The sequence below is a fragment of the Pelagibius litoralis genome (assembly GCF_011683915.1).
In the GTDB taxonomy this organism is placed as follows: domain Bacteria; phylum Pseudomonadota; class Alphaproteobacteria; order Kiloniellales; family Kiloniellaceae; genus Pelagibius; species Pelagibius litoralis.
This window is the reverse complement of sequence record NZ_JAAQPH010000013.1, coordinates 46,676-70,600: the sequence shown is the minus strand read 5'-3', so window position 1 is coordinate 70,600 and position 23,925 is coordinate 46,676. Positions and strand designations below refer to the sequence as shown.

Sequence of the window (23,925 nt, the reverse complement as noted above, 5' to 3'; positions counted from 1 at the left end):
TCTCCGGTCATGTCTGAGGTTCGGTTTTATCACCTGACCCGGACGTCTCTCGGCCAGGCCTTGCCGCAGATGCTGGAAAAAACGCTGGAGCGCGGTCAGCGCGCCGTGATCCGGGCGGGCTCCGAAGAGCGCGTCGAAGCACTTGCTGCCAGCCTCTGGACCTACAATGACCGCTCCTTCCTGCCGCATGGCACGCTGAAGGACGGTCGGGCCGAGCGCCAGCCGATATGGCTGACGACCGGCGAGGGCGCGCCCAACGGTGCCGAGGTCCTGTTTCTGACCGACGGCAGCAGTACCGAGGGGGTCGCGGACTATGGCCTCTGCGCCGTCCTTTTCGATGGTTCGGATGATGAAGCGCTGGCGGCGGCGCGCGGGCAATGGACCACACTTAAGGACGCCGGCCATGCGGTCACCTACTGGCAGCAGGATGACACCGGCCGCTGGAGCCAGAAAGCCTAGGTCAACGCCTTTTGGCTCGCCTCGGCGGCGTCGATGAGCCAGCTGCGAAAGGCCTGAAAGGCCGGATCCGCGTTTTGAGTCTCAGGATAGACCAGGAAATACGCCCCGACCTCGGTCGGTGGCGTGTCGAAAGGTGTCACCAGACGACCAGCCCGCAGATCGTCGTCAACCAGCAGCACGTCGCCCATGGCGACGCCGTAACCCTGAATCGCAGCCTGAAGGGTGCCGTCCAGAAAGTCGAAGTCTTCGCCGCCGTCCGGGTCGACGCCGGCGACGTCGTTGCTGGCAAGCCAGACTTTCCAGTCCAGGTGGCTGGGCATCGAGTGCAGCAGACGGTGATAGACAAGGTCCTCTGGCCGGGCCAACGGGGGGGAGCCCTCCAGCAGGGCCGGCGCGCAGACCGGCGTCATGCGTTCGACCAGCAGCAGGTCCGCGTTGGGCCGCTCGTCTCGGGTCTGGGCGAAGACGATGCCGGCATCGAAATCCTCTTTCGAGAAATCGACCGGCCACCAGGCTGTGGTCAGGCGCACCTGAATGTCCGGCCGGGCATTCTGAAAGCGCAGGATCTGCGGGATAAGCCAGCGCACCGCGATGGTCGGTTTCGACTTTATCTTGATCTCGCCCGGCCGCTCGCGCACCCGCTCGGCCGCCAGCATGATGCGGTCGAAGGCATCGCTCAGCGCCGGCAGCAATCGATTCCCGGCCGGGGTCAGTTCGACCGAGCGGTGGCCCCGCCGGAACAACTCGGTGTCGAAATGATCCTCCAGGCTGCGGACCTGTCGGCTGATTGCGCCCTGGGTCACCGAGAGTTCGTCCGCGGCTTTGGTAAAACTGCTGAGCCGGGCGGCGGCTTCAAAGGCGCGCAGCGCGCTCAAGGGGGGCAGACGACGTTTCATTCGAATGAATTTTCCTCATGTCAATGATGAGAAATCATCCATTGAGAGGGCTGTATGTCAAGCGTATCTATATGAAGAACAAGGCACTATGACCAGAAAATGAGAATCCGAGATGAGCACTAGCCATCCAATTGGCCGCGCTTCGGTAATTTCATTCCCGGACCTGTCGGAGCGCCGCAGCGCTGTGGGTATCGTCGATCCGGCGCCCGCAAGACCGGGCCGCGGCTTGGCGGTTCTTCGGGTTTGGGCGCGGCGCCATGCCTATCGCCGTGACCTGGCGCGCCTGCTGGACGCGGGGCCTCATCTGATCCGCGATATGGGTCTGGACGTCCACAGGGTCCGGCAGGAAGTCAGCCTGCCGTTCTGGCGTCGTGGACAAATCTGCCCGGATGTTGCCGGCTAAGGCTCTAGCGTTTCGTCTGCAGGCGGCGGGCGTGTCCACGGGGTAGCTTGAGGTTCGCCTCGCGGAAGAGGATGAAGAGGCCCGACAGCATCACCACGGCGACACCGACCCAGATGTTGAGGCCTGGAATCTCGCCCCAGAAGACGAAGCCCAGCAGGGTCGCCCAGAGAATTGCCGTGTATTCAAAGGGCGCGACCACAGCGACATCCCCGTGCTTGAACGCAAAGGTCATGAAGATCTGACCGATCCCGCCAAGCAGGCCGATGGCGATCAGAAGAGCCAGGTCCTGCAGGTCGGGCGTGATCCAGACGAAGGGCAGGGCAAGGCCGGAGAGGGCGGTGCAGGCGAGGGTGAAGGTGAATACCACCGAGGCACCGCTTTCGGTACGGCCCAGCTTGCGCAGCGCGATCATGGCCAGGGCGAAGAAGACCGTGCCGATCAAGGCGATCACCGCAACCGGGTCCAGAATCCCGGCGCCGGGATTGACCATGATCAGGACGCCGGCGAAGCCGATCAGTACGGCGGTCCATCGCTTGGGCCCGACCTTCTCGCCCAGCAGGGGCACTGAGAGGGCGACGACGAAAACCGGTGCCGCAAAGCTGATCGCCACGACATCCGCCAGCGGCATATGGGCAAAGGCATAGAAAAAGCAGAACATCGCCGCCACGCCGACCAGGATGCGCAGGGCGTGGCCTGTGTAGTTATTGATCTTGATGGCATCGGCCCAGCCGGTCCGATAGATCAGGTAACCTAGCGGAACAAAGGCGAAGAGGCTGCGAAAAAACACCAGCTGCATCGTCGAGTAGCGCGTGCCCAGGTCCTTTACCAGGGCATCCATCAGGGCAAAGAATGCCAGGCTGGCGACCATGAACACGATCGCGCGTTTGGTCGTGTTGGAACTGTTCTCGGACGCCAGGCTGCTTGCGGCCGGCAGGCTGGAGACGTCGGGCGTTGCGATAACCATCGGTGTTCTTCGTATAGGGATTAAGGAATGGCCGGACATTAGTCGGGGCCGGCCCGGCCGAGGAGCGTTGATCCTGCAAGGCAGCGCCGCAAAATCGGCGCGGTCCAAATCAAGGGAGTTTTAACCTCTGCCCCTCTCCCGATTGCTTGCATCTGTTCGGCAACCATGGGGAGAATGAGAGGCAAAGCTCTTTGTGGAGTGATTTCAGGGTTTTAGAGGTGCTAACCTCTAACCCCATGACCATGGGGCGGGAACAGGGGCGAGACCCGGGCGAAATTCTGTACGCCGACGACTATCTCGCAGAGCTGTCCGGGGCGCTGCCTCCGCCCCTCCATAGCCGCTTTCTGGAGATGTACGACTATCTGGAGAAGGTAAGGCCCGCCGACGCCTTGCCGGGCCGCCAGCATATCGACCCGGTCGACTTTCCTCATCTGCTCGCGCTGATCAACCTGGTCGATGTCGAGCGGCATCAGGGCGGCCTGAGCTTTCGCTTCCGTCTCGTCGGCACCACTCAGATTGCGATGGCCGGGCGCGACGTGACGGGAATGACGATAGACAATGCCGTGGTGCCGAGTTTGGCCAGCCGTGTCACGGCCAACATGGAAAAGGTTCTGCTGACCGCCCGGCCGCTCTATGACCGCTTTCCGATGCCCCACCCAAACCGCCAGTTCATCGAATCAGAGCGCGTCTACTATCCTCTGGCCGCTGACGGCAAAACGATCGATATCTTTTTGATATTGAACGGCTACATCGGATCGGAGGACGACCCGGCGGGAACCCGCCTAGGCCTCCTCCAGGGATGACTGCAATTCCAGCCAACGGTTTTCGGCGTCGGACAGCCGCTGCTTGATCTGGCCGAGAGTGATCTGCAGTTTCTGCAGGTCTGCGGTCGGTCCCTCATAGACCTTCGGATCCGCCAGCTTTGCTTCCAGTTTGTCTCTCTCTTTGCCAAGCCGCTCGACATCCGCTTCGGCCTGCTTGCAGGCCCTGCGCAGATCGGCCACGGCGGCCCGGGCCTCGGCCGCGGCGCGGCGGCGGTCCTTTTTGGAGACGACGTCGTCGCGCTTCGGTTTCTCGCCGCGCTGGCGCGAGCGTTCCTGACGGCGCTGTTCCATCAGCAGTTTGCGATAGTCGTCCATGTCCCCGTCGAAAGGCTTGACGGCCCCGTCGGCGACCAGCCAAAGCCGGTCCGCGGTCAGCTCGATCAGATGGGGGTCATGGCTGACCAGGATCACGGCGCCCTCAAAGGCGCCCAGGGCCTGAATCAATGCCTGGCGGGAGTCGACATCCAGATGGTTGGTCGGTTCATCGAGGATCAGCACATGGGGGGCATCGCGGCTCATTAGGGCAAAGAGCAGGCGGGCCTTCTCGCCGCCTGACAGCTTGCCGACGGCGACCTCGGCCCGGTCGACGCCAAAGCCGAAGCGCCCGAGTTGGGCGCGCAGCTTCGTCGCCGTTTCCAACGGCATGAGGCGTTCCATGTGTTTGAGCGGTGTTGCCTCCAGGTCCAGCTCGTCGGCCTGATCCTGGGCGAAGTAGCCGATCTTCAGCTTGCCGGAGCGGGCCATCCGCCCCTGCATGGGCTTCAAGCGGCCGGCCAGCAGTTTCGAAAGCGTGGACTTGCCGTTGCCGTTGGCGCCCAGAAGGGCCACCCGATCGTCCATGTCGAGGCGCAGGTCGAGGCTTGAGAGTATGGGTTTGCCGACTTCGTAACCGACGGCGGCGTCCTCAAGGGTCAGGATCGGCGGCGAGAGATGGCTCGGCGCGGGAAAGCCGAAGGCGACGGTGCGGTCTTCCATGACCGAGGCGATGGGTTCCATTCTGGCCAGGGCCTTCAGCCGCGATTGCGCCTGGCGCGCCTTGCTGGCCTTGTAGCGGAAGCGGTCGACGAAAGACTGGATGTGGCGTCGCTCGGCCTGCTGCTTGGCGTGGAGGGCGGCCTGGTGTTCCAAGTGCTCCCGGCGCAGCCGCTCAAAGCGGTCGTAGTTGCCGCTGTAGGCCGTCAGGCGGTGGTGTTCGAGATGGATGATACGGTTGACCGCCCGGTTCAGGAGTCCGCGATCATGGGAGACCAGCAGCAGGGTGCCGGGATAGCTCTTCAGGAAGGTCTCGAGCCAAAGCGCGGCTTCGAGGTCCAGGTGGTTGGTCGGTTCGTCCAGCAACAACAGGTCCGGGGCGGCGAAGAGCAAGCTGGCCAGAGCGACGCGCATGCGCCAGCCGCCGGAGAACTCCGCACAGGGCCGCTGCTGGGCGGCTTCGTTGAAGCCAAGGCCGGCAAGGATCCTGGCCGCCCTCGCCGGGGCGCTGTCCGCCTGAATGGCGGCCAGGCGCTCGTGCAGCTCGGCGATCCGCGTTGGATCTGTCGCTTCCTCGGATTCAGCCATGAGAGCGGTGCGTTCGGTATCGGCCGCAAGCACGGTATCGATCAGGCTGGTCTGCCCGGAGGGCGCTTCCTGAGCCACCTTTCCAACCCGCAACTTGCGGGGAACGGTGATCGACCCTTCGTCGGGCTGCAGTTCTTTCGAAATCAGCTTCAACAAGGTGGTTTTACCGCTGCCGTTGCGCCCGACAAGCCCAACACGCTCGCCTTTGTTTACCGCAACGGTGGCTTTCTCAAACAGCGGATCGCCCTGAACGCGATAGCCTAGTTCGTTGATATGCAACATGAAAAAACGCCTGCCGTGCCGTGATCCGGGCCGGCTCCAATCCTCGACTGTGTCAGCGCGGGGTGATAGCACGGGGCGCGGGGCGCCGAAAGGCCCCTGGGTCGCGGCTGGCGGTGCCATTCAGGGACGGAGGCCGCCGCTGCTGGGCCGTTGCCCCGGCCTGACAAAGCGTTTATAAGCCCGCGCGGAAACAAAGCGACCGGATCTCGGCAGCGAGCCCGTCAATCGCCCACTAAGCTTCAATTGAAGGAGAGCCAGAGTCCATGGCCACCGAACGTACTTTTTCGATCATCAAGCCGGATGCGACCAAGCGCAACATTACGGGCAAGGTCATAGACCGTCTGGAAGGGGCCGGCCTCCGGGTGATCGCCAGCAAGCGCATCCAGATGACCCGCGAGCAGGCGGAAGGCTTTTACGGCGTTCATCGCGAGCGGCCGTTTTTCGCCGATCTCTGCGATTTCATGACTTCCGGTCCGGTTGTGGTTCAGGTCTTGGAAGGCGAGAACGCCGTCGCCAAGAACCGTGAGGTGATGGGCGCGACAAACCCCGCCGATGCGGCGCCGGGCACGATCCGGGCCGACTTTGCCGAATCAATCGAAGCCAACTCGGTTCATGGCTCGGATGCGCCGGAGACGGCGGCCGAGGAGATCAAGTTCTTCTTCACCGAGCAGGAACTGGTCGGCTGACCGTTTGCGGACGGGCCGGAAGCCAAACGAAAAAGGGCGGACCCCGGAAAGGGTCCGCCCTTTTTTTTCGCCGACCTCTGCCGACGGATGTTTTCAGCCCTGCCTAGAGCAAAAAGAGCGCCATTCCAGCGAGGACGACGACCACGAAGACCGTGGACCAGGTGATGAAGCGCACGAAGCCCTTCCAGTTCGTCTGATGCTCACGGTGCGATTGATCTTCCGACATGAAGTAACCCTGTTCTGTGTTTCCTGGCCGGGCTTCTCGAGCGTGGCTTTCCCCAAAAGGGCCGAAAAGCCGATCCCCCAACTGACCTGTCCCTATCGTTTTTAGCCTGAGACGATCAGGGGGGCAAGTCCAACCGCGCCCCGACAGCAGTGCCGGAAGCCCGGAAAAGCGGGCTGGCCGGGTTGTGGGCCGCTACTGGAGCGCGCCTAGGCTGGGGGCGCCGGGTTGAGAAGGCTGTGTCCGGGATCGGGATCTGCCTCGATTGCCACGCGCCCTGCGATCAGTCGGATCCGGCCCTCGGCCAGCAGCCGCAGGCAATAGGGGTAGAGACGGTGCTCGGCCTTCAGCACCCGGGCCGCCAGTTTATCGGGATCATCGCCGCCCAGGACCGGAACGGCGGCCTGGCCGATGATGGCGCCGCCATCGACCGCTTCATTGACGAAATGAACGCTGCAGCCATGGAGTTTTACCCCGGCGGCCAGGGCGCGGGCATGGGTATCGAGGCCCGGAAACAGCGGCAGCAGGGAAGGGTGGATGTTGATGATCCTGTCCTGCCACTGGCGCACAAAGCCGCTGGACAGCACCCGCATGAAGCCGGCCAGGCAGATCATTTCGGCGCCGGCCGCCTTCAACGCCGCGGTGAGGGCGGTTTCAAAGGCTGTCCGGTCCGGGAAGTCTTTGTGATCGATTGTCTGGTGAGAGACGCCGAAAGCCGCCGCGTGATCCAACCCGCCGGCGCCGGGACGGTTGGCGATCACCGTAACGATCTCAGCCGGATAGCCGGGCTGAGCCGCAACCTCTAAAAGGGAGCGCAGATTGCTGCCGCGCCCGGAAATGAGGACCGCCACCTTCATCGATCAATCCCACCGGCCGGTCATGACGGCCAGGTTTGTTCCAGATTATCGATCACCACGGCCGGTTGCTGTCCGCCAGAGGCTTCGACCCGGCCGATGTCGAACACCGTTTCGCCGTCTTTTTCCAGGCTGCTGGCCACCTGATCGCGGCTTTCGGGGGCCACGATCAAAACCATGCCGACACCGCAATTGAAGGTGCGCACCATTTCCTGCGGTGCAATTCCGCCACTGGCCGCCAGCCAGCGAAATACCGGCGGCACCGGCCAGTTGATGCCCGACAATGAAACGCGCAGCGTCGAGGGGATTACCCGCGGCAGGTTTTCCAGGAAACCGCCGCCGGTGATGTGGGCGAGGGCCTTCACGCCCCCGGCCGACACGGCCTGAAGGCAGGGCTTCACGTAGATCCGCGTCGGGGTCAGCAAAGCCTCTCCCAGGGTAAGCTCGCCGGCAAAAGGGGCGGGCCGGTCATAGGCGAGGCCCAGAGTCTCGACGACCTTGCGGACCAGTGAAAAGCCGTTGGAGTGCAGGCCGGAAGAGGCGAGCCCGAGGACCAGGTCGCCCGCTGCCACATCCCGGCCGGTCAGGACTGCGTCGCGTTCCACCGCGCCGACGGCAAAGCCGGCCAGATCGTAGTCGCCATCGCTGTAGAGCCCGGGCATCTCTGCGGTCTCGCCGCCGATCAGCGCACAGCCCGCCTGTCGGCAACCCTCGGCGATCCCGGACAGGATTGCCCGTCCGGCCTCGACCTCCAGGCGGCCTGTCGCGTAGTAGTCGAGGAAGAACAGGGGCTCTGCGCCCTGAACGACAAGGTCGTTCACACACATGGCCACAAGATCGATGCCGACGGTCTCGTGCCGCCCGGCGGCAATCGCGATCTTCAGCTTGGTTCCCACACCGTCGTTGGCGGCGACCAGCAGCGGGTCCTTGAAACCGGCGGCCTTCAGGTCGAAAAGGCCGCCGAAGCCGCCCAGCCCGGCATCCGAGCCGCTGCGCGCGGTCGAACGGGCCAGGGGCTTGATGGCCTCGACCAGGGCGTTGCCAGCGTCAATATCGACGCCGGCATCCTTATAGCTCAGCTTGTTGTGGTGAGGGTCCCGGCTTGTTATGGCTTCCTCCCAGCACATGGAGTATTTAGGTGGGCAGCGAGAGGGCCCGCTTCGACGGGCGAACATAGAGAATCCGGGACGGTTTGCAATGCGGTTTCGCCGGATATGCGGCACTTTGGTCATGACGGGTATGTTGGTTTTCGCCGGCATGATCGGCCCGGCCAAGGCTCAGGGCGACATCTTCACGGTTCGGGCGGTGCCGGTCGACAAGACGGCGGAGACCGCTGCGGCGGCGCGCCAGGCGGCGATCACGGCCGGCCATCGGCTGGCCTTTGAACGGCTGGTTGATCGTCTGGTCCCTGCTGCCCAGAAGGGCAAGGTGCCGGTTCTGGGGCCGGGCCTGCTGGAATTCTATGTCCTCGATTTTTCGGTGGAGAATGAACGCACCTCTGCGGTGCGCTATCTGGCCGAGTTGACCTTTCGCTTCAACCCGGAGGAGGTCCGCGCTTTGCTGCGCAGCAGCGCGGTGGGCTTCGCCGAGGCCCGAAGCAAACCGCTTCTTGTGCTGCCGGTCTTTGAAGCGGACGGGCAGGTCCCGCGTCTCTGGCTGGAGCCGAACCCCTGGCGCGCCGCCTGGTCCCAACGCCCGGTGAACGGTGGACTGGTCCCCCTGCAGGTTCCCTTGGGCGATTTGACGGATGTGGCGGCAATCGACGCGCCCGGTGCGCTGGCGGGCGATACAGCCGGCCTCTCGGCGATCGGCAACGCTTATGGAGCCGGCGCGGTCATGGTCACACAGGCAACGCTGAGCGGCGATCCGCTGACGGGCGGCGCCAAGCTGGCCATCGTCAGCAGCCGCTATGAACAGGGCCGGCGCGTCGCCACCACGCGAGAAAGTATTGCCCAGCAGGCTGACGAGACGGAGCGGGCACTTTTTGCACGGGCGGCCCGACTGGTCGACGCGGCGGTTCAGGAAACCTGGAAACAGCAGAACGTGCTGCAATTCGGCAATCGCCGCGCCATTGCCGTTTTCGTTCCCCTGCGCGGCCTTTCGGACTGGCTGGAGGTTCGTAAGCGCATCGACGGCATTGCCTCGATACAGGAAATCGGCGTGACCACGCTGTCGCGCAGAGAAGCGGAGGTGCAGATCACCTTCGTCGGGGATGAGCAGCGCTTAACCCGGGCCTTGGCTCAGCGCGACCTGTTTTTGTCCCTGCGTGATGACAGCAACTGGGAACTCACTCTGCCGGGCGCCGCAGGGGGAGTCACCGAGGGCGCACCGCGCGGCGGCGTAGCACCGCTGACCCCCGCACCAAGCCCCGCCGTACCACCCAACCCCGCACCAGCCACCCCAACACCGTCGACGCCTTCACCGCAATGAGCGGACCACCGGAAGAAACAAAGGGAACAGAACCCGCCACGCCTGTTCTGGGCCGGGTGCAGCCAGTGGCGCCGGCCAATGGTCCGATCGTCAGAAGCTTCCGCTTTTGGCTGGTCCTGCTGGTGGTCGTGCTGATCGGCACCTATTTGCTGCGCAGCGTCCTGCTGCCTTTCGTCGCCGGGATGGCGGTGGCCTACTTGCTGGACCCGGTCTGCGACCGGTTGGAACGCTGGAAACTGTCGCGCACCTGGGCGACGACCATCGTCACCGTGGTCTTCCTTCTGATCTGCGCTGTGATTCTGCTGATCCTGGTTCCCGCCGTGATCAGCCAGGTCGTTACCCTGATCGAGCGTGCGCCGGCTTATCTGAACGCCATCCAGCGTGAGATCGGCAGCCTGATCGAGATGCTGAAGGACCGCTTGGAGCCCGCCACGCTGGAGCGCCTGCAGGAGGCCCTGCGTGGATCCGCCGACAAGGTCATCGCCTGGATCACCAAGCTCTTGGGGGGCGTGATCTCCGGCGGTGTCGCCTTTATCAATTTCGTCGCCCTGCTGGTGATCACGCCGGTGGTTGCCTTTTATCTTTTGCGCGACTGGGATCGGCTGGTCGAGCAGGCGGACGATGCATTGCCGCGCAAGCACCTGGAGACGATTCGCGGCCTGGCAAAACAGGTCGACGAAACCCTGGCCGGCTTTCTGCGCGGCCAGGGAATGGTCTGTCTTCTGCTTGCCCTGTTCTACGCCATCGGCCTGACGCTTGCCGGATTGGATTTCGGTCTGGTCATCGGGCTGATCGCCGGCTTCCTTTCGTTCATTCCCTACGTCGGTTCGCTGGTTGGATTGTTCCTCTCCGTCGGTCTGGCGCTGGCGCAGTTCGACAGCTTTGCCGACGTGGCCATCGTGGCCGCAGTCTTCTTCGTCGGGCAGGCGATCGAGGGCAATGTCCTGACCCCGAAGCTGGTGGGCGAGAAGGTCGGCCTTCATCCGGTCTGGGTCATGTTCGCCCTGCTGGCGGGCGGTTCGCTTTTCGGTTTCGTCGGCGTGCTTCTGGCGGTGCCGGTGGCCGCGATTGTCGGGGTCGGCGTGCGCTTCGGCATCGGCCAGTATCGGGTCAGCCATTACTACACCGGCGTTCGCGATACCGCAGGCGGTGAAGACAAGACGGGCCCGGAAAAGACAGAGTGAAAGCGTCACGACAGCTGACCCTCGACCTGGGGCATCGCCCGGCCCTGGAGCGCGAAGACTTTCTTGTCGCGCCCAGCAACGAGCTGGCGGTCGCTTGGATCGACCGCTGGCCCGACTGGCCGGCCCAGGCGCTGGCGATCTATGGACCGGCGGGCAGCGGGAAGACCCACCTCTGCCAGGTCTGGCGTCGCAGCAGCGGGGCGGTGGCGGTCAATGCCACAATCCTGCGCGCAGAGGAACCGCCGGCGATCCTGGGCGAGCAAAACGTTTGTGTCGTAGAAGGTGTGGCCGGCGTTTTGGCGGACGAGCCGGAGGTCACGCGGCGCTTACTGCATCTCTACAACATGGTCCTGGAGCGGGGCGGTTATCTGCTGTTCTCGGATCGCACTCCGCCGGCAAGATGGATCTGCCCGCTGGCGGATCTTCACTCGCGCCTTGCCGGCATGCAGGCGGTTGCCTTGGGCGAGCCGGACGAAGCGCTGGTCCAGGCGGTTCTGGTGAAACTCTTCGCCGATCGGCAATTGACCGTCAGCCCCGAGGTCATCCAGTTCCTGACACCCCGGATCGAACGATCGCTGGATGCGGCGCGGCAGGTTGTGGCGTCGATCGACGGCCGGGCGCTGGAAGCCAGACGCGATATCACGATACCGCTGGTTCGCGAGGTCTTGTCACAGAGGCCCGGCGGCGGCAATGCAATGAATGGAAAGGAAGAAGTCTGATGGATCTGGGAATCAAGGGGCGTAAGGCACTGGTCTGCGCCGCGAGCAAGGGGCTTGGCCGGGCCTGCGCCTTTTCTTTGGCGCGCGAGGGCGTCGACGTCACCATCGTCGCGCGGACGCCGGGCCCGTTGGAGGAGACAGCCGAGCAGATCCGTCGGGAAACCGGCGTCACCGTGACAGCGGTGGCGACTGACATCACCTCTGTAGAAGGGCGTTCGCTCGCCCTCGAAGCCTGTCCGTCGCCGGATATCCTGGTCAACAATGCGGGCGGTCCGCCGCCGGGCGATTTTCGCGACTGGGAGCGCGAGGACTGGATCAAAGCGCTGGATGCCAACATGCTGACCCCCATCGAGTTGATCAAAGCGACGGTCGATCCGATGATGGAAAGAGGCTTCGGGCGTATCGTCAACATCACCTCAGGGGCGGTGAAGGCACCGATCGATATCCTCGGCCTTTCGAATGGTGCACGGGCCGGCCTGACGGGCTTTGTTGCCGGTATTGCGCGCAAGACCGTGCGGCAGAACGTGACCATCAACGGGCTGTTGCCCGGCCCCTTCGATACGGACCGTCTGCGCTCAAACATGAAGGCTGTTGCGGACAAGGCCGGACGGCCTTTGGACGAGGTCGCAGCAGAACGCGCGAAGGGCAACCCGGCAGGCCGTTTCGGCTATCCCGAAGAGTTTGGTGAAGCCTGCGCTTTTCTGTGCGGGGTTCATGCCGGTTTCATAACCGGGCAGAACATCCTGATGGACGGCGGCGCATTTCCCGGCACGCTGTAGTCCGACAACCGTTTTTAGAGCACGTTCAAGTTTCCGTGACATAATTGTGCAACGGGGATGGCAGGCCCCGAACGAGCGTAGCACCGATCACACCATGGCCTAGAGGCAGCTTTGGAAGGATCGGGTATGCTGAAGAAAATTGTTATCGTGGCTTCTGCGGTTTTCGTGCTCGCAGCGGGGCCTGCCATCGCCGATGACGACGATGATGATCGTCGTCACAGCCGGTGGTATGAGCACCACGATCACCGTGAGCACAGCCACAAGCATCACAGGAAACACCATCGGCAGCTCAAGAAGGTCGAAAAGCACGTCTATCATCATGGCCGCGGCGATAAGCACAAGCATAGGAAGGCGAAGAAAAAGGTTTACGTCGAAAAGCACGTCTACCATCACCGCCCAAAGAAGTACCGCCACGCAAAGAGGCATCATGACCATGGGTATCGACGCCATGGCCATTACGGCCACCATGGAAAACATGCTTACAAGAGGCGGCATGACGATCGGGACTGGGCAATCTTCGCCATTCTGGCTTTGCAGATTGTCGATGTCTTGAATGAGAGCCAGCAACATAGCTACGCCGCGGCACAGCGGAGGGCTGCCAGCGCGCCTCTGGGTGAGGCCATCCGTTGGAATGACGGGTCGGCCTCAGGCCGGGTCGTTCCGCTGCGCGAAGGCAATGACAGTGGCGGGCGTTACTGCCGCGAGTTCCAGCAGGAGGTCGTGGTCGGCAATCAGCGCCAGGCCGGGTACGGAATCGCCTGCCGGCAGCCCGACGGCGCCTGGGAAATCGCGTCCTGAGGTTCTCGAAGGATTAGTGTTTTTCAGGTAAGTTTTACGCGTGTTAAGGGACCTTCCCACGATCCGAGGATCATTGCGGGAAGGTCCCGGCGCATGGGGCTGGGTAGGGATCACCCATGTGCCACTATCTATTTAGCTAACATCACCAGGTAGCACCTTGATACAAATCAATGATGTTAAAGTTGCATTAAGGCTTGCTGAGGGCTGCGGTCGCGTTCAGGCTGCCGGCAGGCCTGTCATCAATCGGTGACAAATGGCATGCTATAGGGGAGCTGTATGCCCTGATTTCAGGCCTTTGATGAGGAGTTTAGTGTGGAAGACAGTCCCATGGCGCTGGAAGTTGAACCTCTGGAGCAGGAATCCGACCTGCCGGAGGGCTCCAAACTTGCTGCCATCGACCTTTCCTCACCCGAGCGCTTCATCAATCGCGAAATCTCCTGGCTTGCCTTTAACGAGCGGGTTCTTGAGGAGGCCTACAACGGCAATCATCCGGTTTTTGAGCGGCTGAGGTTCCTGTCGATTTCGGCCAGCAATCTGGATGAGTTCTTCATGGTGCGCGTGGCGGGCCTGTTGGGTCAGATCCGCGCCGGTGTGAAGGCACGCTCTCCGGAGGGGCTTACCGCCGTCCAGCAGCTCTCGGCGATCAACGAGCGGGTTGCCAAGCTGATGCGCTGGCAGCAGGAGAAGTGGATCGACCTGACCGGCGAACTGAAGGCCGCGGGCATTGCGGTCGTCAGCGCGAACGAGTTGAAACGACCGGAGCGGCGTTGGCTGGACACCTATTTTACCGAGCAGCTTTATCCGGTTCTGACGCCGATCGCCATCGACCCCGCGCATCCCTTTCCCTTCATCCCCAATCGTGGGCTCTGCCTGGTTGTGGAGCTGCTGCGCGGCGAGGACAAGAACCAGATCAACGGTCTGATCCCGCTGCCGACGAAGATCGGGCGGTTCGTCAGGCTGCCTGGAAAAGAAGCACGCTTCATTCGCCTGGAAGAGGTCCTGAAGCTTTACTTCGATGAACTCTTTCCGGGCTTCGAGGTGCAGGCTTCCGGGTACTTCCGGGTTTTACGTGACAGCGATCTGGAAGTGGAGGAAGAGGCGGAAGACCTGGTGCGGGTCTTCGAAAGCGCCCTGAAACGGCGCCGGCGCGGTTCCGTGATCCGTTTGTCCGTCGATGCCGAAATGCCCAAGGACTTGTTGGATTTCGTCATTCGCGAGCTGCAGGTGGTTACCGAGAACGTGTTCCCGCTGGACGGTATGCTGGGTCTCGTCGATACCAAAGATATCATTCTCGATGACCGGCAGGATCTGTTGTTCCAGCCTTACAATCCCAGGTTTCCCGAGCGCATTCGCGACTTCGGCGGCGACTGCTTTGCCGCCATCCGCGAGAAGGATTTCGCAGTCCATCATCCCTACGAGAGTTTCGATGTGGTGGTGCAGTTCGTACGTCAGGCCGCCAATGACCCGGCGGTGGTGGCGATCAAGCAGACACTCTATCGGACATCTGAAGACTCACCGATCGTCAAGGCGTTGACGGAAGCGGCGGAAGCCGGAAAGTCGGTCACCGCCCTCGTCGAGTTGAAGGCACGCTTCGATGAGGAGCGTAATATTCGTTGGGCACGCAATCTGGAGCGCGCCGGTGTCCAGGTGATTTACGGATTCATAGAGCTTAAAACCCACGCCAAGATTTCGCTGGTGGCCCGGCGTGAAGGAGAGGCGCTGCGCACCTACGTGCATTACGGCACGGGTAATTATCATCCGATCACGGCGCGGATCTATACGGACATTTCTTTCTTCTCCTGCGATCCGCTGCTGGCCCGCGATGCCACCCGTTTGTTCAATTACATGACGGGCTATGCCAAACCGAAGACCATGGACAAGATCGCCTTCGCGCCCTTGACCCTGCGCTCGACGCTTTTGCGCCATATCAAGGATGAGATCGCGCACGCGGAGGCCGGCCGCCCGGCGTCGATTTGGACCAAGCTGAACTCCCTGGTCGATCCCGAGATCATTGATGCGCTCTACCGGGCTTCCCAGGCCGGGGTTTCCGTCGAGCTGATCCTGCGCGGAATCTGCTGCCTGCGTCCCGGGGTTCCGGGGTTGTCGGAGAACATCCGCGTGAAGTCGATTGTCGGCCGGTTTCTGGAGCACAGCCGAATCGTTTGCTTCGGGGCCGGCAAATCGCTACCGTCGCGCGACGCCAAGGTATTTATTTCGTCGGCCGACTGGATGCCACGCAACCTCGACAGGCGGATTGAGACCTTGGTGCCGATTGAGAATGCGACGGTTCATCAGCAGATTCTTGACCAGATCATGATCGCCAATCTGAACGACGAGGCGCAGTCCTGGATACTGGAACCTGAGGGGACCTATCGTCGCGTGCGTTCAACCGCCAAATCCTTCAGCGTCCATACGTACTTCATGACGAACCCCAGCCTTTCCGGCCGCGGCTCGGCCCTCAAGAAGTCGCGAAAGACGCCGAGATTGGTCCTCAGGAAGACCTAACGACCTAATGGTTGCAGCATCGCGGGCAACAGTCTCGGCTCTTTCCAAAGCAACTGTGAAGGACGGGCGGATCGCCGTCGTCGACATCGGCTCGAACTCGATTCGGCTGGTGGTCTTTGACGGCTTGAAGCGCGCGCCGGCCACTGTCTTCAATGAAAAGGTGCTTTGCGGACTGGGGCGCGGGCTGCAAAGCAGCGGCCAGCTGAACCCGGAGGGCGTGGCCCTGGCGGTGCCGAATCTTGTGCGTTTTACGGCTCTGGCCAGGGCGATGGGGATCGAAAAGGTCGATCTCATCGCGACGGCGGCGGTCCGCGACGCGGCCGACGGCCCCGATTTTGTTGCGACCGTTGAGGAGGCCTGCGGCCACCCCATCAGGGTGCTCAGCGGTGCCGAAGAGGCGCAACTCTCGGCGCTGGGGGTTATCGCGGGCAATCCTGAAGCCGATGGCATCATGGGCGATCTGGGCGGCGGCAGCCTGGAGCTTGTCGAGATCAACCACGGTGAGATCGGACGCGCGACGACCCTGGCCTTGGGGCCCCTGCGCCTGATGGAGAGCTGTGGGGACGATCGCCAGATGGCGCGTTCGGTGATCGACAAGACCCTGGCGAAAGTGGCCTGGCTGGGGGCCGGACACGACCGCGCCTTTTATCCGGTCGGGGGGGCCTGGCGTAACCTGGCGCGCTTGCACATCGAGCAGATGCGCCATCCGCTTCACGCTATACACGGACATACCATCGCGTCCGAGGAGGCACTGAGGCTTGCCCGCCTTGTCAGCCGACAGGGCAAGAGTTCTCTGTCGGGCATCGAGTTCATCTCGCGGCGGCGGCGGGAAACCCTGCCTCTTGGGGCCCTGGTCCTGGGACGCCTGCTGCGTATAGCGGGCTCTTCGGAGATCTCATTCTCTACCTATGGACTGCGAGAGGGATACCTCTTCAATCAACTCTCCAAGCAACACCAGGCTGAGGATCCGTTGATCTCTTCGGCTTCGGAGATCGCCGAGCGCGAGGGCCGTTTCGGCGGCCTGGGCGAGGGGCTGATGCGGTGGTGCGACGCCCTGTTTCCCGGCGAGAGCGATGAAGAACGGCGGTTGCGGCTCGCGACCTGTCATCTTTCGGATTTTGCCTGGCGCGAGCATCCGGATTTCCGCGCCAGCCATGCGCTGAGACGGATTCTGCACCATCCTTTTGTGAGTATCGATCACCCTGGGCGTAGCTTTCTGGCTTATACGATTTTCCTCCGCTACGGGGGGGCGCCGGACTCACGCGCATCGTCGTCGGCGACAGCCTTGCTGAGTGAGCGTTGGCGCGAGCGGGCAAGTCTGCTGGGGGCAGCCTTGAGGCTAGCCTTCCGGGTTTCCGGGGCGACGCGCGATATCCTGGACGGCAGCCGTCTAAATGTCGACGGCGCCGTGCTGGAGTTGATCCTGCCCGGTGACGGGTCGGTGCCGGATGGGGAAGCGGTTCAGCGCCGCCTGCGCGCCCTGGCCGCCATCGGTGGGTTCAAGGAAGCCCGCATCGTCGTTTGATTCGAAGCGGTTCAGTGCACCACGACTTCGCGGACAACATCGATCACCGGATAGGTGGTGTCGCCAACTTTGCGTTCGACGCGGTAGATGCCGCGATATGTCCCCTTCGGCCAGGACTCGTTGCGCAGACGCTTGCCGACGAAACGTGAGAGGGTCGCTCTGTTTCGCTCAACGATCCGCTCCGCGCCAACGAACTTGCGACCGTCAGGGCCGAGAATCACAGTGCTTTCCATGTCACCTTTGCGAATGCCCCAGGCGCCGACCCAAAAGACCAGAACGGGGGCCTTGGCGGAAATCTCCCCAGGCGCTTCGACGCCCTCCATGACCTCCCGGTGGTCGGCCTGGCGATCCAGGAAGCCGGCGGAGAGAAGCCCGCCCGCCCGATAGGGAATCTGTGCCTGGGCGGCCTCGGACCAAAGATTCTGGGAGGTCTCGCCGCAGTTGGCTGCGGGCTCAAGGCCGATGAAGGGGTCGAGCAGCTTATTCCTGTGCGTGACCGCGAAGTGCACATGGGGAAAGTCGCTGTTGCCGGAGAGGCCGATCAGGCCAAGCTTGTCGCCACGCTTGACGATGTCGCCCTTTTTGACCGCGACGGTTCCTTTGCGCAGATGGGCGTAGGTCGTAACCCAGCCGTCACCGTGGCCGATCGCGACCCAGTTCCCGTTGCGCTCTTCCCGGGTTTTGCCCGGCCCGCTGTCCTGCATCAGGATGTCGGGCTGACCGTCGTAGGCAAAGAGCACCTTGCCGCCGGCGGCCGCGATGACCGCGACCCCGGCGCGCATCTCAATCTGGGTCGGGACGCGAAAGTCGACCCCACGATGGCCGTCGTAGCTGAGGGGGCCGCAGGCGTGATCCTTCCAACCTTCGCCCGGATCGTGGTCGATGTAGTTCTGAATGTTGCAGACCGCACCCATCACGCAGTCCACCGGCAGATCGAAGCCGCCGCCCGGGGGGCTGAGCGGTTGGGCCTGAGCAGTGCCGGTCGCGAACGCGGCCCAGGCACCTAAGACAGTACCAAACAGCAGGTTCGGGATCGCACGACGCATCCTCAATCGGCTTCCTGCGGTTCCTTGACCGAGACGATGCGAACCTTGTTACCGGCGGCGGAGAGCGCCACCGAACCTCTTTTCAAGGCAAGGGCATCACGGCCGAACAGATCGTAGCGCCAGCCCTTGAGTGCCAGAACGTCGGCCTCGTCGTCGGCGGCGATCTGTTCGAGGTCGGAAGAGCTGGCGATGAGTTTCTGGGCAACGTCGTGTTCGTCACAGCGCAGCTTCAACAACACTTTGAGCAGGTCCATCAAAGGACCCGCGCCATTGGGTGCCGACTGTTTGGCCGGCGGCCTTGGCAGGTCCTTGTCGGGGAGGGCGAGCCCCTGACCGACGGCTTCGAGGATCGCCTTGCCAAGACGGCCCCGCGCCATGTCCTTGTTCAGTCCTCTGGAGCGGGCCAGTTCCTCTTCGGTCGCTGGCCGGTGGGCCGCGATGTCAAAGAGCTGCTCGTCGCGCAGAACCCGCCCTCTTGGGACGTTGCGCTGCTGCGCTTCGTGTTCCCGCCAAGTTGCCAGGGCCCTCAGAACCGCCAGATAGCGCCGGTCGTTGGAGCGTGTTTTCAACCGCCGCCAGGCCAACTCGGGCTCCAGGCGGTAGGTCTCCGGCGAGGTGAGGATCGCCATTTCCTCTTCCAGCCAGGCGGCGCGGCCGGATTTAGCGAGCCGGCGCTCCAGTTTCTCGTAAATCTTTCGCAGGTGGGTGACGTCGGCCAGGGCGTAAGTCAGCTGGCGTTCTGCGAGCGGACGGCGCGACCAGTCGGTGAAGCGGGACGACTTGTCGACATGGGCCCCGGTCATCTTGCGCACCAGCGTGTCGTAGCCGACCGATTCGCCAAAGCCGCAGACCATGGCCGCAACCTGGGTATCGAAAACCGGCGCCGGCAGGCGGCCATTCAAATGAAAGAAAATCTCCATGTCCTGGCGGGCCGAATGGAGCACCTTCATGAGGCGCGGATCGTCAAACAGGGCCAGAAGCGGCGAAAGGTCGAGGTTTGGGGCGAGGGTGTCGATGGCGGCGACGTCCTGCGGGCCCGCGACCTGCAGCAGACAGAGCTTCGGCCAGTAGGTCGAATCGCGCAGGAACTCAGTGTCTACGGTGATGAAGTCGGCGTCGGCCAGTCGACCACAGAGGGCTTCAAGTTCTGCAGTTTCGGCAATTAATGTCATGCCAGCGGTATACACGCTATCGGATTGCGGTAAAAGCGCCGAGGTGCTGATCTGTTTAGAAGGGCGTCTCCTGAGGCGGGTTCCTGCGGGGGCGAACCCCAGGTTGCGTCCGGGCGGGTTCGGGGCCCCGGCCGTAGCCTCATTTGCGGCTGGAGACGACCTCCAGGCTTGACAAAATCCGTTATTCGCTGCCTTTTGCGCGCTTATTCAGCACCCTGCCGACCACACCCCGGGACTTGTTTCAATGCACCCCTATCGTACCCATAGCTGTGGCGAACTACGGCCTACCCATTCCGGTGAGCAGGTTCGCCTTTCTGGTTGGATTCATCGCAAACGCGACCATGGTCAGCTTCTCTTCGTCGACCTTCGCGACACTTTCGGGATCACCCAGTGCGTGATCGACGTGAGCAGCCCCTTGTTCCAGATGCTGGAGGATACGCGGGTCGAGAGCGTCATCACGGTCACCGGCCCGGTGGTCCAGCGCACCCCGGAAACGGTGAATGCGGCCGTGCCGACCGGCGAGGTCGAGGTTCAGGTGGCAGAGCTGACGGTTCAGTCCCGGGCCGAGGTTCTGCCGCTGCAGGTCAACTCGGATGAAGACGCCGGCGAGGAAACCCGCCTGCGCTATCGCTATCTGGATCTGCGGCGCGAGAAGATGCAGGCCAAGATCCGGCTGCGGGGGGCGGTGATCAACTCCATCCGACGCCGCATGGTGGAGCAGGGTTTCCAGGAGTTCCAGACGCCGATCCTGACGGCGAGCAGCCCCGAAGGTGCGCGTGACTATCTGGTGCCGAGCCGTCTCCACCCCGGCAGGTTTTACGCGCTGCCGCAGGCGCCGCAGATGTTCAAGCAACTGCTGATGATGGCGGGCTTCGATCGCTACTTCCAGATCGCGCCCTGTTTTCGGGATGAAGACAGCCGGGCTGACCGTTCGCCCGGCGAATTCTATCAGCTCGATCTGGAAATGAGTTTCGTCACCCAGGACGACGTCTTCGCTGCCTTAGAGCCGGTGCTGGGCGGCGTCTTCGAGGAATTTGCCGAGGGCGGCAGGCAGGTGACATCGGTACCCTTTCCGCGCATTCCTTTTCGCGAGTCCATGCTGAAGTACGGTTCGGACAAGCCGGATCTGCGCAATCCCATCGAGATTGTCGACGTGACCGATGCCTTCCGCGGTTCCGGCTTTGGTATTTTCGCAAAGGCCGTCGAAGGTGGCTCGGTGGTGCGGGCGATTCCGGCGCCCGGCGCCGGGGAGCGTCCGCGCAGCTTCTACGACAAGCTGAACGACTGGGCGCGCAGCGAGGGTGCGGCCGGACTTGGCTACATCATCTTTGCCCCCGACGGCACTGCCAAAGGCCCCATCGCCAAGAACCTGGATGCCGAGCGGACGGCGCAGATCAAGGAAGCCGCCGGCTTGAGCGATGGCGATGCGGTTTTCTTCTCCTGCGACAAGGCAGGCGCGGCGGCCAAGCTCGCCGGTCAGGTGCGCAACCGCCTGGGCGATGAGTTGGATATCTTGGAAAAGGGCGCTTTTCGCTTCTGTTGGATCGTCGACTATCCAATGTTCGAGCTGGACGAGGACAGCGGCAAGATCGAATTCAGCCACAATCCTTTTTCCATGCCGCAAGGCGGTATGGACGCTCTTGAGAGCCAGGATCCCTTGGACGTCCTGGCCTATCAGTACGACATCGTTTGTAACGGGGTCGAACTTTCCTCCGGTGCGATTCGGAATCATCTGCCGGAGATCATGTACAAGGCCTTTGCCATCGCCGGGTACAGTCAGAGCCAGGTTGACGCGGAATTCGCCGGCATGATCTCGGCGCTGAAATTCGGGGCACCGCCGCACGGCGGCTCGGCGCCCGGTATCGACCGGATCGTTATGCTTCTGGCAGACGAACCGAACATCCGCGAAGTGGTTGCCTTCCCGATGAACCAACGGGCCGAGGATCTGATGATGCAGGCCCCGGCTGCGGTCAGTGAGCGGCAGTTGGCCGAGCTGCATATCAAGCTGGACCTGCCGCCGGAATAGGGCGCGGTCCGGAGAGGCGGAGGCAGGGCATGGCCGGCCGGTTTCCCGTGGATGACGGTTTCTTCATGCCGGCGGAGTGGGCTGCGCACGATCGTTGCTGGATGGCCTGGCCTTGCCGTGCCGCCCTGTGGGGCGAGGGCCTGGAGCCGGCACGCCGGGCCTATGCGGCGGTGGCCAAAGCCATTGCGGGCTTCGAGCCGGTTACCATGCTGGCCAACGGTGAAGACCTGGCTGATGCAGCGGCGCTTTGCGGCGATCAGGTGGCATGCCGGGCCATGGCGCTCGATGATTCCTGGATGCGCGACATCGGGCCAAGCTTCGTCACTGACGGACGGGGCGGCCTGGCTGCGGTTGCCTGGGGCTTCAATGCCTGGGGCGAGAAGTTCCACCCCTACGACCAGGACGCCGCGGTGGCCAAGGCGCTGCTCGGAGATCTCGGCGTGCGGTGCTTTTCTGCGCCGTTGGTTCTGGAAGGGGGCTCGATCCATGTGGACGGAGAGGGCACTTTGCTGACCAGCGAGGAATGCCTTCTGGCGGCCAACCGGAATCCGGCTTTGGGCCGCGAAGAGATTGAAGAACTGCTGCGCCGCCACCTGGGGGTCAAGGCCTTCGTGTGGTTGGGCCAGGGCCTGCAGGATGACGATACCGATGGGCATGTCGACAACCTGGCGTGCTTCGTGCGCCCCGGCGTCGTCATGACCGTCGTCTGCGACGACCCGGCGGACCCCAACCATCCGGTGTTGCAGGACAATCTGATGCGTCTGAAGAAGGCCAGGGATGCCAGAGGACGGGAACTGGAAGTGGTCGAGTTGCCGCTGCCACGCGAAAGGCGCTACGTCGGCGATCAGCGCCTTGCGCTTTCCTATGCGAATTTCTACATCGCCAACGGCGGGATCGTGATGCCCTCATTCGGGGACGAGCAGGATGCTGCGGCTCGGGACATCGTTGCGGATGCATTTCCCGACCGCCGCGTGGTCCAGGTTCCGGCCAGCGATATTCTGGTCGGCGGCGGCGGTATCCACTGCATCACGCAGCAGCAACCACGACCTTAAGACGCATTGGGCAGCGGCCTTCGTTCCCGGTGCCGGAAGATTGCGCGCCGGCCCTCTGTGTCCGATTTCCAGCCGTATCGCGTTGTGATACTAGGTTCTTGATCCTGTATTGGTTGTAGATATCGGATAATTAAGCGTTTTCTGTTGTTTGCGGAAATACTCAGGCAAACATATTGACTACTCAAAGTAGAATAGTCATTTAGCCAAAAAATAGAATTAACGATTACTTCATTCCCCCAAACTATAGCCGAAGCAAGCCTGCCTCAGTTTCTCGGGACCCCCTGAGAGCTTTGGAAAGCGGGCGCAAATGTTTTGACTAGAAGGGATCTTGGGGATCATGGGAAATTGTCTAACTCAGCGTGCTGCTCTACCGGCCATTGCACTCGCCGTTGCATTGAGTGCAACCTATGCGGCAAAAGCCGAAGTCGGCGTGACCGATACCACCATTACCTTTGGCCAGTCGGCCGCACTGGACGGGCCGGCCGCGGCGCTCGGTAGCGGGATGCGCGAAGGCATTCTGGCAGCTTTCGCTGAAGCCAACAGCAACGGCGGCGTTGCTGGCCGCCAGCTTGAACTGAAAAGCTATGATGACGGTTACGAGCCGGAGCGGGCGATCAGCAACGTTCAGAATCTGATCAATCAGGACAAGGTTTTCGGGCTGATCGGCGCCGTTGGAACGCCGACCTCCAAAGCGACCCAGCCTATCGCGACCGAAAATGCGGTGCCCTTCGTTGGCCCGTTCACCGGCGCGGGCTTCCTGCGTGACGCGGCACTGAACAACGTGATCAACGTGCGCGGCACCTACGGCCAGGAGACCGAAGCCTGGATCAAGCATCTGACCGAGGACCTGGGCTACGACCGGATTGCCATTCTCTACCAGGATGACTCTTTCGGGCGTGTCGGTCTTGCCGGTGTTAACAAGGCGCTGGAAAAACGTGGCTTGAAGCTGGTCGCCGAGGGTACCTACAAGCGCAACACGACCGCGGTGAAGTCAGCGCTTTTGGCGATCCGTAAGGCAAAACCCCAGGCGGTTGTTATGGTCGGCGCCTATAAGCCGATTGCCCAGTTCATCAAGCTTGCCCGCAAGACCAAACTTGGTGCCACCTACGTCAATATCTCCTTCGTTGGTTCGAAGGCGCTGGCCAAGGAACTTGGCAAAGACGGCGAAGGTGTGGTGATCACCCAGGTGGTTCCCTTTCCCTGGGACGGCTCCATTCCGCTGGTTCAACGCTACCAGGCGGCCATGAAGGCGCACGATGCCGCGGCGGAGCCGGGCTTTGTATCGCTTGAAGGTTACATGGTCGGTCGTATCGCGATCATGGCGCTGGAGAAGGCCCAGGGCGACCTGACGCGTCAGTCGTTCCTGCAGGCCGTTGCCGATACCGGCAGCTTCGATCTCGGCGGCATCACGTTGAACTACGGCCCTGGCGACAACCAGGGCATGGACGAGGTGTTCCTCTCCATCATCCAGGCTGACGGTTCCTTCAAGGCGGTACAACGCCTTGGCGGGTCCAGCTAAGCAGAGGCGTGTGAGGGCA

At 62.6% G+C, this 23,925-nt stretch carries 22 protein-coding genes; 14 read left to right on the top strand and 8 right to left on the bottom strand.

Features of this window, described 5'->3' with window-relative positions; genetic code table 11:
• Window positions 1-9: 9 nt before the first annotated feature.
• Window positions 10-459, top strand: coding sequence for a DNA polymerase III subunit chi (locus HBA54_RS16910; protein ID WP_167226739.1), 450 nt, complete (start codon window positions 10-12; stop codon window positions 457-459).
• On the opposite strand, the gene gcvA is transcribed toward HBA54_RS16910, so the two are convergent.
• Complete coding sequence (gcvA, locus tag HBA54_RS16905; RefSeq protein ID WP_167226737.1) at window positions 456-1,355, bottom strand: transcriptional regulator GcvA; 900 nt, start codon at window positions 1,353-1,355, stop codon at window positions 456-458. The genes HBA54_RS16910 and gcvA overlap by 4 nt on opposite strands.
• A 112-nt stretch (window positions 1,356-1,467) precedes the next feature.
• On the opposite strand from gcvA, the gene HBA54_RS16900 reads away from it, so the two are divergent.
• Complete coding sequence (locus HBA54_RS16900) at window positions 1,468-1,758, top strand: DUF1127 domain-containing protein (RefSeq protein ID WP_167226735.1); 291 nt, start codon at window positions 1,468-1,470, stop codon at window positions 1,756-1,758.
• A 4-nt stretch (window positions 1,759-1,762) separates the two neighbouring features.
• Here HBA54_RS16900 and HBA54_RS16895 read toward each other — a convergent pair whose 3' ends face one another.
• Window positions 1,763-2,722, bottom strand: a complete 960-nt coding sequence (locus tag HBA54_RS16895; RefSeq protein ID WP_240932733.1) for a DMT family transporter — start codon at window positions 2,720-2,722, stop codon at window positions 1,763-1,765.
• Between the two features lie 218 nt (window positions 2,723-2,940).
• Here HBA54_RS16895 and HBA54_RS16890 point away from each other — a divergent pair, with 218 nt between their 5' ends.
• On the top strand, window positions 2,941-3,525 hold the full coding sequence (locus tag HBA54_RS16890; protein ID WP_167226733.1) for a PAS domain-containing protein: 585 nt from the start codon (window positions 2,941-2,943) through the stop codon (window positions 3,523-3,525).
• Here the strand turns inward: HBA54_RS16890 and HBA54_RS16885 are convergent.
• On the bottom strand, window positions 3,505-5,388 hold the full coding sequence (locus HBA54_RS16885; protein ID WP_167226731.1) for an ABC-F family ATP-binding cassette domain-containing protein: 1,884 nt from the start codon (window positions 5,386-5,388) through the stop codon (window positions 3,505-3,507). The genes HBA54_RS16890 and HBA54_RS16885 overlap by 21 nt on opposite strands.
• 263 nt (window positions 5,389-5,651) lie before the next feature.
• On the opposite strand from HBA54_RS16885, the gene ndk reads away from it, so the two are divergent.
• The gene (gene ndk, locus HBA54_RS16880; RefSeq protein ID WP_167226729.1) at window positions 5,652-6,074 is read left to right on the top strand and encodes a nucleoside-diphosphate kinase; all 423 of its coding nucleotides are present in this window, start codon (window positions 5,652-5,654) and stop codon (window positions 6,072-6,074) included.
• Between the two features lie 103 nt (window positions 6,075-6,177).
• Here the strand turns inward: ndk and HBA54_RS16875 are convergent, their stop codons facing one another.
• The 3 genes from HBA54_RS16875 to purM form a co-directional block, all read right to left on the bottom strand.
• A complete protein-coding gene (locus HBA54_RS16875) occupies window positions 6,178-6,300 on the bottom strand; it encodes an aa3-type cytochrome c oxidase subunit IV (protein ID WP_167226726.1) in 123 nt (40 codons plus the stop codon).
• Between the two features lie 206 nt (window positions 6,301-6,506).
• Complete coding sequence (gene purN / locus HBA54_RS16870; protein WP_167226724.1) at window positions 6,507-7,154, bottom strand: phosphoribosylglycinamide formyltransferase; 648 nt, start codon at window positions 7,152-7,154, stop codon at window positions 6,507-6,509.
• Between the two features lie 20 nt (window positions 7,155-7,174).
• On the bottom strand, window positions 7,175-8,278 hold the full coding sequence (purM, locus tag HBA54_RS16865) for a phosphoribosylformylglycinamidine cyclo-ligase (RefSeq protein ID WP_167226722.1): 1,104 nt from the start codon (window positions 8,276-8,278) through the stop codon (window positions 7,175-7,177).
• Window positions 8,279-8,381: 103 nt separating this feature from the next.
• On the opposite strand from purM, the gene HBA54_RS16860 reads away from it, so the two are divergent.
• The 7 genes from HBA54_RS16860 to HBA54_RS16830 all read left to right on the top strand — a co-directional run bounded on the left by HBA54_RS16860 (window position 8,382) and on the right by HBA54_RS16830 (window position 17,091).
• Window positions 8,382-9,581: a DUF2066 domain-containing protein gene (locus HBA54_RS16860; RefSeq protein ID WP_167226720.1), complete on the top strand. Its 1,200-nt coding sequence runs from the start codon at window positions 8,382-8,384 to the stop codon at window positions 9,579-9,581.
• Between the two features lie 65 nt (window positions 9,582-9,646).
• Window positions 9,647-10,765 (top strand): AI-2E family transporter, encoded by a 1,119-nt coding sequence (locus HBA54_RS16855; RefSeq protein WP_322096056.1) that lies wholly within the window; start codon window positions 9,647-9,649, stop codon window positions 10,763-10,765.
• A complete protein-coding gene (locus HBA54_RS16850; protein WP_167226716.1) occupies window positions 10,762-11,484 on the top strand; it encodes an HdaA/DnaA family protein in 723 nt (240 codons plus the stop codon). Before HBA54_RS16855 ends, HBA54_RS16850 begins: the two co-directional genes overlap by 4 nt.
• Window positions 11,484-12,263, top strand: a complete 780-nt coding sequence (locus HBA54_RS16845) for an SDR family oxidoreductase (protein ID WP_167226714.1) — start codon at window positions 11,484-11,486, stop codon at window positions 12,261-12,263. Before HBA54_RS16850 ends, HBA54_RS16845 begins: the two co-directional genes overlap by 1 nt.
• 126 nt (window positions 12,264-12,389) lie before the next feature.
• Window positions 12,390-13,061 carry an RT0821/Lpp0805 family surface protein gene (locus tag HBA54_RS16840; protein WP_167226712.1) on the top strand — a complete coding sequence of 224 codons (672 nt, stop codon included), beginning with the start codon at window positions 12,390-12,392 and terminating at the stop codon, window positions 13,059-13,061.
• Window positions 13,062-13,388: 327 nt separating this feature from the next.
• The gene (locus HBA54_RS16835) at window positions 13,389-15,566 is read left to right on the top strand and encodes an RNA degradosome polyphosphate kinase (protein WP_167226947.1); all 2,178 of its coding nucleotides are present in this window, start codon (window positions 13,389-13,391) and stop codon (window positions 15,564-15,566) included.
• Between the two features lie 7 nt (window positions 15,567-15,573).
• Window positions 15,574-17,091 carry a Ppx/GppA family phosphatase gene (locus HBA54_RS16830; RefSeq protein WP_167226710.1) on the top strand — a complete coding sequence of 506 codons (1,518 nt, stop codon included), beginning with the start codon at window positions 15,574-15,576 and terminating at the stop codon, window positions 17,089-17,091.
• An 11-nt stretch (window positions 17,092-17,102) separates the two neighbouring features.
• On the opposite strand, the gene HBA54_RS16825 is transcribed toward HBA54_RS16830, so the two are convergent.
• A complete protein-coding gene (locus HBA54_RS16825; protein WP_167226708.1) occupies window positions 17,103-18,137 on the bottom strand; it encodes a M23 family metallopeptidase in 1,035 nt (344 codons plus the stop codon).
• A 2-nt stretch (window positions 18,138-18,139) separates the two neighbouring features.
• Window positions 18,140-19,309, bottom strand: coding sequence for a ribonuclease D (gene rnd / locus HBA54_RS16820; RefSeq protein WP_167226706.1), 1,170 nt, complete (start codon window positions 19,307-19,309; stop codon window positions 18,140-18,142).
• 244 nt (window positions 19,310-19,553) lie between these two features.
• Between rnd and aspS the strand changes: the two genes are divergently transcribed.
• The 3 genes from aspS (at window position 19,554) to HBA54_RS16805 (ending at window position 23,906) form a co-directional block, all read left to right on the top strand.
• The gene (gene aspS / locus HBA54_RS16815) at window positions 19,554-21,335 is read left to right on the top strand and encodes an aspartate--tRNA ligase (protein WP_167226704.1); all 1,782 of its coding nucleotides are present in this window, start codon (window positions 19,554-19,556) and stop codon (window positions 21,333-21,335) included.
• Window positions 21,336-21,364: 29 nt separating this feature from the next.
• Window positions 21,365-22,387, top strand: a complete 1,023-nt coding sequence (locus tag HBA54_RS16810; RefSeq protein ID WP_240932732.1) for an agmatine deiminase family protein — start codon at window positions 21,365-21,367, stop codon at window positions 22,385-22,387.
• A 337-nt stretch (window positions 22,388-22,724) separates the two neighbouring features.
• Entirely contained in the window at window positions 22,725-23,906 is a 1,182-nt protein-coding gene (locus HBA54_RS16805) for an ABC transporter substrate-binding protein (protein WP_167226702.1), read from the top strand.
• Window positions 23,907-23,925 lie beyond the last annotated feature (19 nt).

What these genes read in the sequence shown, in the direction of transcription:
- HBA54_RS16910 (WP_167226739.1), top strand. Translation starts at nt 10, where the DNA reads ATGTCTGAGGTTCGGTTTTATCACCTGACCCGGACGTCTCTCGGCCAG.
- gcvA (WP_167226737.1), bottom strand. Translation starts at nt 1,355, where the DNA reads ATGAAACGTCGTCTGCCCCCCTTGAGCGCGCTGCGCGCCTTTGAAGCC.
- HBA54_RS16900 (WP_167226735.1), top strand. Translation starts at nt 1,468, where the DNA reads ATGAGCACTAGCCATCCAATTGGCCGCGCTTCGGTAATTTCATTCCCG.
- HBA54_RS16895 (WP_240932733.1), bottom strand. Translation starts at nt 2,722, where the DNA reads ATGGTTATCGCAACGCCCGACGTCTCCAGCCTGCCGGCCGCAAGCAGC.
- HBA54_RS16885 (WP_167226731.1), bottom strand. Translation starts at nt 5,388, where the DNA reads ATGTTGCATATCAACGAACTAGGCTATCGCGTTCAGGGCGATCCGCTG.
- ndk (WP_167226729.1), top strand. Translation starts at nt 5,652, where the DNA reads ATGGCCACCGAACGTACTTTTTCGATCATCAAGCCGGATGCGACCAAG.
- HBA54_RS16875 (WP_167226726.1), bottom strand. Translation starts at nt 6,300, where the DNA reads ATGTCGGAAGATCAATCGCACCGTGAGCATCAGACGAACTGGAAGGGC.
- purN (WP_167226724.1), bottom strand. Translation starts at nt 7,154, where the DNA reads ATGAAGGTGGCGGTCCTCATTTCCGGGCGCGGCAGCAATCTGCGCTCC.
- purM (WP_167226722.1), bottom strand. Translation starts at nt 8,278, where the DNA reads ATGTGCTGGGAGGAAGCCATAACAAGCCGGGACCCTCACCACAACAAG.
- HBA54_RS16860 (WP_167226720.1), top strand. Translation starts at nt 8,382, where the DNA reads ATGACGGGTATGTTGGTTTTCGCCGGCATGATCGGCCCGGCCAAGGCT.
- HBA54_RS16845 (WP_167226714.1), top strand. Translation starts at nt 11,484, where the DNA reads ATGGATCTGGGAATCAAGGGGCGTAAGGCACTGGTCTGCGCCGCGAGC.
- HBA54_RS16840 (WP_167226712.1), top strand. Translation starts at nt 12,390, where the DNA reads ATGCTGAAGAAAATTGTTATCGTGGCTTCTGCGGTTTTCGTGCTCGCA.
- HBA54_RS16835 (WP_167226947.1), top strand. Translation starts at nt 13,389, where the DNA reads ATGGCGCTGGAAGTTGAACCTCTGGAGCAGGAATCCGACCTGCCGGAG.
- HBA54_RS16830 (WP_167226710.1), top strand. Translation starts at nt 15,574, where the DNA reads ATGGTTGCAGCATCGCGGGCAACAGTCTCGGCTCTTTCCAAAGCAACT.
- HBA54_RS16825 (WP_167226708.1), bottom strand. Translation starts at nt 18,137, where the DNA reads ATGCGTCGTGCGATCCCGAACCTGCTGTTTGGTACTGTCTTAGGTGCC.
- rnd (WP_167226706.1), bottom strand. Translation starts at nt 19,309, where the DNA reads ATGACATTAATTGCCGAAACTGCAGAACTTGAAGCCCTCTGTGGTCGA.
- aspS (WP_167226704.1), top strand. Translation starts at nt 19,554, where the DNA reads ATGCACCCCTATCGTACCCATAGCTGTGGCGAACTACGGCCTACCCAT.
- HBA54_RS16810 (WP_240932732.1), top strand. Translation starts at nt 21,365, where the DNA reads ATGGCCGGCCGGTTTCCCGTGGATGACGGTTTCTTCATGCCGGCGGAG.
- HBA54_RS16805 (WP_167226702.1), top strand. Translation starts at nt 22,725, where the DNA reads ATGGGAAATTGTCTAACTCAGCGTGCTGCTCTACCGGCCATTGCACTC.